Genomic DNA, 12,756 nt, shown 5'->3' with positions numbered 1-12,756 from the left:
ACAATTTCAAATCAGCCTTTTTTCGGCAAATAGCCTTTGCCGCGTCCGTTAGCGTTTATGAAATCTGCTGCCGCCCCGCGCCCCAGACGAATAAAAGTGAATGATCCTGATATCAAATGATTAAAAAACAAAAACGTGACTCAAGTCAAAAGACAGCTTTGCATACTTGCTTATGATGGATTCAGATAAACAGTCATATGGAGGTGACTACGATGGCTATTGCCAACAATACAACCATCGTCGAACAATTGGGCGATTGGGCAGCCGGGCTTGGCTGGGGCGATCTTACCAATGCTTCCCGCCAGGCTTTAAAAGCGCGCGTGCTCGATTCCATCGGTTGCGCGATCGGCGCGCTGTCCGCCGAACCCATTCGCTTCATTCGCCAACTGACCGCGGATATGGGCGGCAATCCTCTCGTTACTTTGCTCGGCGGCGGCAAGGGCACTCCCGATCAGGCCGCTTTTTTCAACGGAGCCGCAGTGCGATATCTCGATTTCAACGACTCCTACCTCGCCAAAGGCGAAACGTGCCATCCCTCGGACAACGTGGCGCCAATTTTAGCCGCTGCCGAATATGCCGGGGCAAGCGGACGCAATTTCCTGGTAGCGCTCGCGATCGCTTATCAGGTGCAGTGCCGCCTTTCCGATATCGCCCCGGTGCGCAGCCGCGGTTTTGACCATACCGTTCAGGGCGCATACGGCGCCGCAGCAGGAGCCGCCCACGCACTGGGCTTGAACGCCGGGCAGATCGCGAACGCGGTGGCGATTTCCGGCACCAGCTACAACTCTCTGCGCGTAACCAGAACGGGCGAGCTTTCCAACTGGAAAGGTCTTGCTTACCCCAATACGGCCAGGGGCGCCGTTCAATCCGCCTTGCTCGCCAAGTATGGGATCACCGGTCCGCGCGAAGTGTTTGAAGGCAACAAAGGATTTATGGACGCAATTGCCGGGCTGTTTGCCATCGATTGGCGGAAGGAAGACCTGGAACGCGTAACGCGGACGATTACGAAACGTTATAACGCCGAAATCCATTCGCAATCGTCAATCGAGGGACTGTTGGAACTCAGGGAAAGCTCCGGGCTGCGCCCGCAAGAGATAGCCCGGATAAAGCTCGCAACGTTCGACGTTGCGTTCAACATTATCGGCGGCGGCGAAGAAGGCGGGAAAAAACAGATCCGCCGCAAAGAGGAAGCCGACCACTCGCTTCCTTATATGCTGGCAGCCGCCTACATTGACGGGCAATTGATGCCGGAACAATACTTGCCTGAACGGATTTTGCGTTCCGACGTTCAAGAATTGCTGCAAAAAGTGGATGTCCGTCCGGAACAGCAATACAGCGACCTTTTCCCGGATGAAATGGCCTGCCGAATGGAAGTGGAAGCAACAGACGGGCGCTGTTTCCGGATTGAAAAACGCGACTACCACGGCTTTACCACGCGCCCTGCCGATTGGGACACGCTGATGGTAAAATATCGCGGTTTGACCCGTGCGATCGATTGTGATCTGGCGGAACGGATCGCTGAAACAATCTCACGCCTCGATCAGGTACAGGTCGCCGATCTAACCGCTTTGCTTGGCCAAATCAAAATCAAGGATGGCGAATGATCATGGGATACAAAGCATTTACCGAGCTTCTGACAAATTACCGGCAGCCAAAGCCGCGCACCCGCGGCGTCACGGAAATTCGCGGCCCGTACTATTCGGTAATGGGCAAACGTTACTTGACCGACGTGCTGGAAACGATGGGCGAATACGTGGACAGTCTGAAGTTTGCCGGCGGTTCCTTCACGTTAATGCCGGAAGAACGAATCCGGGAAATTCTCGATCTGGCGCATGAACATAACGTCAAGGTGTCTACCGGGGGATTTCTCGAAACCGTGCTCAGACAAGGCGCCGGCGCTGTCGATCATTATTTGAAAGAATGCAAACGCCTCGGCTTTGATATCATTGAAATTTCAACCGGCTTCATCACCATGCCGACGGACGATATTTTGCGCCTTGTGGAAAAAGTGCAAAAAGCGGGCATGCTGGCAAAACCGGAAGTCGGCGTGCAATTTGGCGCCGGCGGCGCAACTGCCGCGGATGAATTGGCGGCGGAAGGCACCACCGATCCGTCGCGGGCCATTACAATCGCCAAACGCTGCCTGGAAGCGGGCGCCTATATGATCATGATCGAGTCGGAAGGCATCACCGAGAGCGTGCACACCTGGCGCACCGATATCGCTACGAGAATTGCCGCCGAACTGGGCACGGAAAAAGTCATGTTTGAAGCGTCCGATCCGGATGTATTTGCCTGGTATGTGAAGAATTACGGCCCTGAAGTCAACGTCTTTGTCGACCACAGCCAGATCGTCCAGTTGGAGTGCTTGCGTCAAGGCATTTGGGGCACCAAAAGTCTGTGGGGCCGCGTGCTAACTTATAAAGCGGACTAAACGGCTTCCCGCTTAAGCCGGTAGTTTCCTGTCAGCGACTGAATGCCGACTGTTCAGGCTAAAGCCTGCGGAAAAGCAATCTGTGGCTAATGCCGCGTATTGCTTGCTGACGGAAACTCGGTCGGTTTGCCGGATTGCAGCTTTTAAACAGTCGTGGCAGGGCGCTTTCCGACTCTAACGGACGTGACAGAGGCTATTTTGGGTTTTACGCCCGGTTTCCAAATTTAACGGACGCAGTTGCGCTTATTTTAGCGCTTTGTGCGGTATTCAGGCAAAAATAAGGCGAATAGTCGCTGTGGCGTCCGTTAAAATTTTTGCGCAGCCGTTTTTCGGCAAATAGCCTCCGCTACGTCCGTTAGCGTTGGGTGGGAAGGCGGTTGCAAATTTTAGCGCAAATCCGCGCCTGAAATTTCGTATCAGCAATTTCAGGCACGGATTTGCGCTTCGTTTTGTTTGCCCAGAAATCAAATTGAAGATTACCACTTGATCGTTTCCCGATGGACCGTTGCCCGTTGCAGCCGCTCGCCATCAACCGAATAACCGATGCCGGGCGTGTCCGGAACGCGAATTGTGCCGTTTTGTACGATCACTTCAGGAACTATGATATCTTGTTCCCAATAGCGCGACGACGCTGAAATATCGCCCGGTAAAGTAAACTGTGCGAGGCTGGCTAGCGCGATATTGTGGGCGCGCCCGATGCCTGTCTCCAGCATGCCGCCGCACCAAACAGCTATGCCGTGCGCGCGGCACAGGTCATGGATGCGCTTTGCCTGGGCGAAGCCCCCGACCCGGCCAAGCTTTACGTTGATGACGCGGCAGCTGCCAAGCGCAATGGCATTTTCGGCGTCTTCGCAAGTCACGATGCTTTCATCCAGACATACCGGCGTTGCCAGCTTCCGCTGCAAAGTCGCATGCTGGATGATATCGTCGGCGGCAAGCGGCTGCTCGATCATCAACAGTTGAAATTCGTCCAAAGCCTGCAACAGGGGCAGATCATCCAGCGTGTATGCGGAGTTGGCGTCCGCCTGCAGGGCAATGTCGGGAAAATGCCGCCTGATTTCCCGCAGCGCTTGCACATCGAAGCCGGGTTTGATTTTTACTTTCACCCGTTTGTATCCCGCTGCCAAATAATCTTCAATCTGTTGCAAAAGTTGCGATATCGGCGCAATGCCGAGCGAGACGCCGACTTCGATCGCCGGCCGGACGCCCCCCAGCGCATGCGCAAGCGGCTCGTTGCGCTGTTTCGCGTACAAATCCCAAATCGCGCACTCGATCGCCGCTTTGGCCATATAATTTCGCCTGATGCCACTGAATAAAGGGAACACTTCGCTGGGGCGGGAAATGACTTTTTGCCGCAAAAGCGGGATTAAAAAGTCAACCAGCATATGCCGGCACGTTTCGATCGTCTCCTCCGTATACCACGGGAATGCGAATGCGACGCACTCGCCCCAGCCGCTCAAGCCCTCCGCGTCTTTTACTTCCACCAGGATTCCGTCCCGTTCGTGCACCGCGCCAAAGCTGGTCACAAACGGAGCCTTAAGCGTCATCCGCGTATGATAAAGCGTCACTGCACGCAACTTCATCGTTCGATTCCCTCCGCCAATGTCGCGAGCTTGCGTCTCAGCAATTTGTTCGCCGCGTTTCGCGGAAGCTCGGCAACGAAGTATACGGCAACCGGAACCTTATAGCGCGCCAATCGGCTTTCGCAAAAGGCGATCAATTCCTGTTCGGACACTTGTCCGTCCGATGCGCGCAACTTGACAAAGGCAATCGGCACCTGCCCCCATCGCTCGCTTGCGCGCCCCGTCACTCCCGCTTCCGCGACGGCCGGGTGCGCCGCAAGCACTTCTTCGATTTCCGCCGGATAGACGTTTTCCCCGCCCGAGATGATCAGGTCGCTGCGCCGATCCACCACGTACAAAAAGCCGTCTTCATCCAGATAGCCCAGATCGCCGGTATACAGCCAGCCGCCTCTGATCGCCCGGGCGGTCGCATCGTCGCGCCGATAGTAGCCTTGCGTCACATTCGGTCCTTTGACCACGATTTCACCGATCTCTCCCGGGGTGTCGATGATGCGGCCATCCGCTTCAATGCGCAGCTTAGCCGGAAACAGCGGTTTGCCGGCGGAGCCGATTTTACCCAGCATATATTCCGGCGCCAGGGTAACGATTTGCGACGCCGTTTCCGTCAAACCATACGTTTGGTATGCCGGAATCCCTTTTTGCGCGCAAGTTTCCAGCAGGGGGCGGGGCACCGGCCCTCCGCCCAACAACACCGTACGCAGCGCCGAAGGATACACGGCGTCCTCTAAATCAGCCAGCATGCGGGCAAGCATCGCGCTGACTACGGATATATGCGTTATCTTGCCCGCCATAATCGCCTGGTTGACCGCTTTCGGATCGAAAGCCGAATGGAGCACAACGGTCATGCCGTAAATGACGCTTTTCATTAAAATGGACAAGCCGCTCACATGAAAGAGCGGCAAACAGCAAAGCCAACAATCCGCTTCGCGAAGCCCCAGGTTCAAACAGGAGCCGATGGCGCTCCACCAGTGGTTTCCCCAGCTTAGCACGACACCTTTGGGATGCCCTGTTGTGCCGGATGTATACAGGATCGTATGCGGCGTTTCAAGCGGCACTTCCGCGGGAAACTCCGTCGCGACCGGCGGCAGCAGGCGCGCTTGCGCAATGGACACAAGTTCAATCCCGGGATTCGCTTCGCGGATTTGCAGCGCTTTTTCCTTAAGTGATGAATCGTAAATGAGCAGCTTGCTTCCCGCGTCGGCCGCCTGAAAGGCAAGCTCGGGCGCAGCGAGGCGCGTGTTGAACAACACCTGCGCCTTGCCCATAAGCATCAGAGCATGGATGCAGACCACCGCATCCGGAGTGTTGCGCAAAAGAAGCGCAACCGGCGCTTCCGCAACGCCTTTAAGCCCGCTTATGCGCAAAGCAAAATGTCGGGCCCGTTCATACAGTTCGGCAAAAGTCCAAACCGTCTCGTCCGCAATCAGCGCTATCCGCTCAGGCGTCAACGCACGGCGTTTTGGCAGCCAATTCGGCAAACTTTCGTCTCCCGCCATCACGAACACCTCTTTAAAAGATCACGGGAATCGGGGGAACTTTTTGAAATCCGGTTTGCGCTTTTCCTTGAACGCATCCCGGCCTTCCTTCGCCTCATCGGTCGTGTAAAACAACAGCGTCGCGTCGCCGCCGAATTGCTGCATGCCAGCCAAACCGTCCGTATCCGCATTGAACGACGCTTTCAAAAAGCGCAGCGCGGTAGGTGATTTTTCCAAAATTTCCGCGCACCACTTCAGCGTTTCTTCCTCCAATTGCGCAAGCGGCACGACGGCGTTGACAAGGCCCATTTGCAGCGCTTCTTGCGCCGAGTATTGCCGGCACAAATACCAGATTTCCCGCGCTTTCTTATGCCCGACAATGCGCGCCAAATAGCCCGCGCCGTAACCCGCGTCAAAGCTGCCGACTTTGGGTCCCGTTTGTCCGAACTTGGCGTTGTCCGCGGCGATCGTCAAATCGCAAATGATGTGCAGCACGTGTCCGCCGCCGATCGCATAGCCGGCCACCATTGCGATAACCGGCTTCGGGATGGTGCGGATCAACCGCTGCAAATCGAGCACGTTCAGCCGCGGAATTTGATCGTCCCCGACGTACCCGCCGTGGCCGCGCACCTTTTGGTCGCCGCCTGAGCAGAATGCGTCGGGGCCTTCCCCGGTCAAAATGATCACGCCGATTGCGGAATCGTCGCGCGCATCCGCAAACGCATCGATCATTTCGATAACCGTTTTCGGTCGAAACGCATTGCGCACTTCCGGGCGGTTGATCGTAATTTTGGCAATCCCGTTATACGTCTCATACCGTATATCTTCGTATGTACGCTTTGCTTTCCAAGCAACTGCCAATTTAATTCCTCCCTTGCAAAAACTTCATCACTATTGTAGCAAAAATCTCCGACTGTTCCACATGCACCGTATGGCCGGCGTCCGGCACAATCCGCAATTGCGCTTGCGGCAGCATGTTCTTGACTTTTTGCCCGATGGCGCAATATTTGGCATCCAGCTCCCCGGCCAAAATCAAGACAGGCAGGGAAAGCTGCGGCAGGTTTTGCCAATAGGAAGGCTGCGCGCCCGCGCCCATGCCGCGCAAACTGTTGGCGAGCCCGCGCGGATTATTTTTCAGCCGCCCTGCGCGAATTTGTTCCCTGACCGCTGCGGGCAGCCGCGATTGGCTGGCAAACAGGGGCAAACTTTCCCAATGGTCCGTGAATGCCGCAACGCCTTCTTTTTCGATGCGGTCAGCCAGCGCCCCATCGTGCGCAATACGGTTTTGCCGTTCGGCGAGCGAGGCGATTCCCGGCGAACTGCTTTCCAACACAAGCGTTTTAACGCGCTCGGGATACATAAGAGCAAACGCCAACGCCAGCCGCCCGCCCATCGAATAGCCCAACAAGTGGGTTTGCCGCACATGCAGCCGATCCAGCACGTTAGCCAGATCCGCCGCGGCATGTTCCACGGCGTAACGGGCAAAATCGGCGGGGCTGTCCGTTTCGCCATGCCCGAGCAAATCGATCCTGATCACCCGCATCCGCCTGCTCCACGCCGCCACAAACGGCTCCCACGTCGCCATGCTGCCGGTAAATCCGTGCAGCAAAAGAAGCGGTTCTCCCGCCCCGCTTGTTTCAACATGATATCGGATGCCGTTCACGGTCAGTCGCATGCGGAAAACTCCCCGGAAAAACGATCGCGCAGGCAAGCCGCCACCTTGCTCCAAATGCCGCGATGCCGCGCCAAATTGTCCGCGCGGTCGGCTGGCACTTCAATCACGGTAAGCCCGTCGCCGGTTATGCCGCGTTCGACCTCGCGGCGAAAAGCTTCCCAGCTGCCGATGCGCACAAACCGCCCTCCGTACATGTCCACGGCGTAACGGTACTCAAGTCCGAGCGGCGTGCCAAACAACTGTTCAAAATGCTCGGGATGTTCCGCTTGCGGCAAAAACGAGAATATGCCGCCGCCGTTGTTGTTGATGACGATGATGGTCGCGCGCAGACCGTGCAGTTTGGCCGCGAGCAGTCCGTTCAAATCGTGGTAAAACGACAAATCGCCCAATACAAGCACGAGCGGCTGCTTAACCGTCGCCGCGCCGAGCGCCGTGGAAACGACGCCGTCGATTCCGTTTGCGCCGCGGTTCGCCAAAAAAGTATGCGGGCGCCGCGACTTGCCGAAGAAGGCGTCCAGATCGCGAATCGGCATGCTGTTGCCCGCAAACAGCACGGCATCCGCCGGCATAAGCCGCGCCAATTCAAGAAAAACCCGCCCTTCAAAGAGCGTCTCTCCTTCCGGTTCGGCATCCGCGAAAGCGGACAACGCCGCGCGCGCGGCCTTGTCCATCTCTTGCCAGAGTTGGCCCCACGTGCGCGGCTTGCGGCTTAACTCCGCGGAACAAGCGGCCTTGATATGCCGCATCAAATCAGCGCAAAACCGTGCCGGATCCGCAACGACCATGTCTGCGGCGAACAGCGTCGGATCCCGCCAGCCTTTACCCGGGTCGACGAGCAACTGGCGGCAGTGCGGATATTGCTTGAGGTATAGAAGAAACGCTTTCGACACCGGCATGGCGCCGAAACGGATGACAAAATCCGGCGCCAGTGCGGCGACGGCTTGCGGCTCGCGCAAAATGGCGTCGTAGCTGTCGATGATCCAGTCATTCGCGTGCGGGCCCGTGCGCAATTGGGAGAGCGGGTCGGCCAAAATCGGAAAACCGAGCATTTCCGCGAGTTCGGTCAGCAAATCAGCCGGAAGCGGTTCGGTCGCCGGGCCGCACACGATTAGCCCCCGCTTTGCGGCCAAAACTGCCTGCGCCAGCGCATCCAGTTGCTCCGCCGCCGGGACAGGCGCTCCTTCATAAACCGCTTTGCCGGCTTGGCCAACCAAACGTTCCCGCACATGCTCCCACAGTCCGCCGGATATTTCCGGCACTAACGGTTCGCGCAGCGGAAAATTCAGATGCACGGGACCCGCAGGCTGCGATACCGCCGTTGCCGCCGCCCGCATCGCCGCCATCCGGGCATATTCCAGCATTGTATCCGTCGCCTCCGGCAGCGCCATATCGACAAACCACTTGGGGTAATGGCCGTAAAGACGGTTTTGGTCGATTGCCTGGGGGGCGCCGACATCACGCAGTTCGTGCGGCCGGTCCGCTGTCAGCACAACGAGCGGAACGCGCGCATAGGCCGCTTCCACCACAGCCGGAAAAAAGTTGGCGGCGGCAGTGCCTGACGAACACAGCAACGCAACCGGCTTGCCGCTTGCTTTTGCCCGGCCCAACGCGAAAAAGCCGGCCGAGCGTTCGTCAACATGCATCCAGACCCGCACATCGGGATGCTCGGACAAAAGCATGGCAAGCGGCGTCGAGCGCGAGCCCGGGCAAACCACCGCATTGTTGACGCCCGCTTGCGCAAGTTGATCCACAAATGCGGCGATATACGACGTTACCGCTTCTTGATGGCGCATGCCTGTACCCCCCTTAAGGCCGAAAGCATGGGTTGAAATTTCAATTGCGTTTCCTGGTATTCACTCTCCGGATCGGAATCGCCGACAATTCCGCAACCGGCAAATAAAGACGCTCTTGTCCCCTGCAAAAGAGCGGAGCGGATCGCCACGGCAAATTCTCCGTCGCCTGCGGCATCGAGCCAACCGATGGGGGCGCCGTACCAGCCGCGGTCCAACCGCTCGTATTCGCGGATTTTGGCAAGCGCGATTTCCCGGGGAAATCCGCCCAGCGCAGGCGTCGGATGAAGCTTGGCCACTACGGACAAAATCGTGCTGTTTTGCCGCGCCAACCCGGTAATCGGTGTATATAAATGCTGAATATCCCGCAATTTATAAATTTTCGGCTCATCTATGGCTTCAACGCGCGTGCACACCTGGGCCATCGCATCGTAAATCATTTGCACAACCAGATGATGCTCCCGCAAATTCTTTTTATCTTGCAAAAGCTGCGCACCCAAGCGATCGTCTTCCGCCGCCGTTTTCCCCCGTTTGCTGGAGCCGGCAAGGCAAGCTGTAAACAATGTGTTCCCTTCCCGCTTGACAAGCCGTTCCGGAGACGCGCCCACGAAACAATCAGCGCCGCTTTCATAGGCAAACAAATAGCTTTGCGGCTGTTCTTCCCGCAGCTTGTCCAGCACTTCAGCCGCGGCAAAAGGTCTTGTGCTTGTGACCCGCAATTCGCGCGCCAGCACCGCCTTTTCCAGTTGCCCCGCTTGAATCTCTTTCGTAAGACTTTGCACCGATTGCATCCATTCCGCGGCTGGCGTCTCTTCGATTGCGAGCGTATCCGGTGCAACCGACATTTTGGGTTCAATCCGCATACGCAACAACCGGGCCAGCTTCTCATCCAGCATCCCGGCGATTTCCCCAGGGCGGTCTTCCGGGCCGACAAACGCGTTTACGGTTAAAAAAGTTCGCCCCGCTGTCGCCGACATCATGAGTTGCGGCAACCTGAATTGCGTGTCGGGGAATGACTTCCACAATCCCGTTTTCGCCCTTGCGGAATCAAAAGCGAACCCTCCGAATAAAAGCGGGCCGGTGCCGGGCAGCTTTCGCCCGGATAGAACGCTGTTTTCAATTGTCGATTGCCAAATCTCTTCCACTTGCGCGTAGCGATGTTGCGGACTCGTCTTGATCGAAAAGGCGCAGCCAATGCCGGCAAGTATGACCTGTTTTTCAGGATCCGCCCAAAAAAAGCGTTCGCCGGCGCAGCTTTCTCCCGCGGCAAAAAACATCAGCGGGTCTTTTGGCTCAATCTCCATGCAAAAACTTGCAAGTATTTGCGAAGCGCCTGTTCGCGCACGTTCCGCTCCTTGCGCAAAAAGTGTCTGCAATTCGCTGTAAAAAATAGGATCACCTTATTTCAAGTAAAGAGAGATTGACACCCCAGACCGATTTTTCTAAAATCGAATAGGATAATAAGAATCCGTTCCTTTAGTATGTTGGATTGGCGGCAGAAAATCAATATATCCAAGCGAGTTTAAAAGGGGGATAAGCAAATGGCGCGCGAGGGTATCGGCATGCAACCGCAGCAAATGCAAACACCCCCGGAAAATCAGGCGAATTTGGCAATTTGGTGGCGGCTGATGCGCCCCCATACATTGACCGCCTCATTTGTGCCGGTTTTGCTCGGCACTTTTTTGGCGTTGCCATACGGCGGCATCAACATTTCGCTGTTTTTGGCCATGCTTGCAGCCAGTTTGCTTATCCAGGCCGCGACCAATATGATCAACGAATATTACGATTTCAAGCGCGGTCTCGACACCGCCGAATCGGTGGGCATCGGCGGCGCGATTGTGCGGCACGGCGTCTCCGCCGCAACCGTCTTGCGGATTGCGCTTTTCTTTTTCGCGCTAGCGCTTTTGCTTGGTGTGTATATTTGTTACGAAAGCAGCTGGTGGCTCGCGCTTGTCGGCATCATTTGCATGTTAACAGGGTATCTTTATACCGGAGGGCCTTTTCCGATCGCGTACACGCCGTTTGGCGAACTGGTCTCAGGGCTGTTTATGGGACTTGTTATTATTTTAATTTCATTTTATATCCAAACGTTGATGCTTACGGACGAAAGCGTCTTGCTGTCCATACCGATTTCCATCCTGATCGGGGCCATACTGATGGCCAACAATATTCGCGACCGCGAGGGCGATCGGGATAACGGACGGCGCACGCTGGCGATCCTGGTCGGACACAAGCGAGCCGTGCGGATTTTGGCCGCCATGTTTATCGTAGCTTATCTGTGGGTTGCGGCCATTGCCGCGGCGGGAATGGAACGGCCGTGGATCCTGCTCGTTCTTTTAAGCATTCCTAAAGCAATCAAGGCTTGTCGGGGATTCGACGAGCGGTTCGCTTCCTCGCCTTCTCTGATGATGCCTGCCATGCAAGCTACAGCGCAAACAAACACCCTGTTCGGGCTTTTGTTATGCGCCGGGCTGCTCATCAATTTTTGGTTCTATTGAAACGGAGGCCGACCATGATTAGTTTCATCCCAGATTTGGACAAGTCAATGATAGGACTGTTAGGTATCAACATTACGGAGCTGACGGAAAACCAGGTAACGGCGACGATGCCGGTCGATGAGCGGACCCGCCAGCCGTACGGCATTTTGCATGGCGGCGCTTCCGTCGCGCTGGCGGAGACGGTTGCCAGCGTCGGCACCTGGAATTTGATCGACCGGGAAACGGAAAACGCCGTCGGCCTGGAAATCAACGCCAACCACATCAGGAGCATCAGCGAAGGAACGGTGACCGCCGTCGCCACCCCTTTGCATAAAGGCAGGAGAACAATGGTGTGGAATATTCAAATTACCGACGCGGCAGGCAAGTTGATTTGCATTTCCCGCTGCACCGTCGCCATTATAAAAAAAGACTGTCAATGATATCTTTTCGTGCATAGGGATGCAAGCTGGTTACTTTTTGGATTCCTGAAGATGCCATGATTGGCTGTCCGTATTTCTTCTGTATTCGGAAGGCGTGCATCCCGTTTCATTTTTAAACAACGAAGAGAAATAACGCTCATTTAAATAGCCGACGGATAACGCTACTTCGTTTGGGCGCAATCGGCCTTCTCGCAGTAATTCCTTAGCCTTGTTTATCCTTAATTTTGTGATATATTCCAGCACATTTTCTCCAGTCTGGAGCTTGAAAGTGCGGCTCAAATAGGACGGGTTTGCCCTGGCAATATCCGCTAAGTGCTGTAATGAAATATCCTTCGTAAAATTTTTATTAATGTACCGAATCACCTGGCGAATCATTGGCGAGTATTCTTTTTTATTTAAGTCGCTAAATGCGTCGAATCTTGCAGTGAACAGTTCCAGTAAAAACTCGCGAAGATCGGAAAAGTAACGGATGGAAAGCAGCGACTCACTCGGGATATCCGGTAATTGCGCATTCATGCCTGCTTCCTCCTCCAATCTTTTTATTTGAAACAAAAGCTCCATTGCTGCTGAAATAATTTCTTCCTTCCGGTTTAAAGTTTTCAATTGTTGCAAATAGTTGTCTAGTTCTGCAATCATTTTGATTTTGTCCGCACCTGTATAAGCCGGCCAAATTTTTTTTGCCGAAATGACCTTCTTCCTCCCTTCTCCTCTTTGGCTTGTCATATCATAGAAATTAATGGACTTTCGCCCGGTGAAAAATTCATCCGCCAGTGCATTTTGCGCTTGCTTGTAGCTTTCATGAAGCTGAAGCGGATTACCGCATATTTTGCCTATGCCGAATGATAAAGAAACTCCCGGTTCCTGCTGAACATATTGCGCAAAGAA

At 55.3% G+C, this 12,756-nt stretch carries 11 protein-coding genes; 4 read left to right on the top strand and 7 right to left on the bottom strand.

Annotation, left to right across the window (positions count from 1 at the left end; all coding sequences use genetic code 11):
• Positions 1 to 212: 212 nt before the first annotated feature.
• The gene (locus VF260_10805) at positions 213 to 1,604 is read left to right on the top strand and encodes an MmgE/PrpD family protein (GenBank protein HEX7057666.1); all 1,392 of its coding nucleotides are present in this window, start codon (positions 213 to 215) and stop codon (positions 1,602 to 1,604) included.
• Between the two features lie 2 nt (positions 1,605 to 1,606).
• The gene (locus tag VF260_10800) at positions 1,607 to 2,431 is read left to right on the top strand and encodes a phosphosulfolactate synthase (GenBank protein HEX7057665.1); all 825 of its coding nucleotides are present in this window, start codon (positions 1,607 to 1,609) and stop codon (positions 2,429 to 2,431) included.
• Between the two features lie 476 nt (positions 2,432 to 2,907).
• Here VF260_10800 and menC read toward each other — a convergent pair whose 3' ends face one another.
• From menC to VF260_10770, 6 genes are read right to left on the bottom strand one after another with little or no spacing between them, the layout of a single operon-like run.
• On the bottom strand, positions 2,908 to 4,014 hold the full coding sequence (gene menC / locus VF260_10795) for an o-succinylbenzoate synthase (GenBank protein HEX7057664.1): 1,107 nt from the start codon (positions 4,012 to 4,014) through the stop codon (positions 2,908 to 2,910).
• Entirely contained in the window at positions 4,011 to 5,510 is a 1,500-nt protein-coding gene (locus tag VF260_10790; GenBank protein HEX7057663.1) for an o-succinylbenzoate--CoA ligase, read from the bottom strand. The genes menC and VF260_10790 overlap by 4 nt, the downstream gene beginning before the upstream one ends.
• A gap of 21 nt (positions 5,511 to 5,531) precedes the next feature.
• Complete coding sequence (menB, locus tag VF260_10785) at positions 5,532 to 6,350, bottom strand: 1,4-dihydroxy-2-naphthoyl-CoA synthase (GenBank protein HEX7057662.1); 819 nt, start codon at positions 6,348 to 6,350, stop codon at positions 5,532 to 5,534.
• Position 6,351: 1 nt separating this feature from the next.
• Positions 6,352 to 7,164, bottom strand: a complete 813-nt coding sequence (gene menH / locus VF260_10780) for a 2-succinyl-6-hydroxy-2,4-cyclohexadiene-1-carboxylate synthase (GenBank protein HEX7057661.1) — start codon at positions 7,162 to 7,164, stop codon at positions 6,352 to 6,354.
• Complete coding sequence (gene menD, locus VF260_10775; GenBank protein HEX7057660.1) at positions 7,155 to 8,957, bottom strand: 2-succinyl-5-enolpyruvyl-6-hydroxy-3-cyclohexene-1-carboxylic-acid synthase; 1,803 nt, start codon at positions 8,955 to 8,957, stop codon at positions 7,155 to 7,157. The genes menH and menD overlap by 10 nt, the downstream gene beginning before the upstream one ends.
• A complete protein-coding gene (locus VF260_10770) occupies positions 8,936 to 10,258 on the bottom strand; it encodes an isochorismate synthase (protein ID HEX7057659.1) in 1,323 nt (440 codons plus the stop codon). Before VF260_10770 ends, menD begins: the two co-directional genes overlap by 22 nt.
• Before the next feature lie 258 nt (positions 10,259 to 10,516).
• Here VF260_10770 and VF260_10765 point away from each other — a divergent pair, with 258 nt between their 5' ends.
• Together VF260_10765 and VF260_10760 are read left to right on the top strand one after the other, a co-directional pair.
• Positions 10,517 to 11,452, top strand: coding sequence for a 1,4-dihydroxy-2-naphthoate polyprenyltransferase (locus VF260_10765; GenBank protein HEX7057658.1), 936 nt, complete (start codon positions 10,517 to 10,519; stop codon positions 11,450 to 11,452).
• A gap of 14 nt (positions 11,453 to 11,466) precedes the next feature.
• Entirely contained in the window at positions 11,467 to 11,871 is a 405-nt protein-coding gene (locus tag VF260_10760; protein HEX7057657.1) for a hotdog fold thioesterase, read from the top strand.
• Between the two features lie 30 nt (positions 11,872 to 11,901).
• On the opposite strand, the gene VF260_10755 is transcribed toward VF260_10760, so the two are convergent.
• A partial coding sequence (locus VF260_10755) for a helix-turn-helix domain-containing protein (GenBank protein ID HEX7057656.1) occupies positions 11,902 to 12,756 on the bottom strand: 855 nt, incomplete at its 5' end.

This window comes from Bacilli bacterium (genome assembly GCA_036381315.1).
GTDB lineage: Bacteria > Bacillota > Bacilli > Paenibacillales > KCTC-25726 > DASVDB01.
Note: the sequence above shows the minus strand (reverse complement) of the source record. Positions and strands in the feature narration are given on the sequence as shown.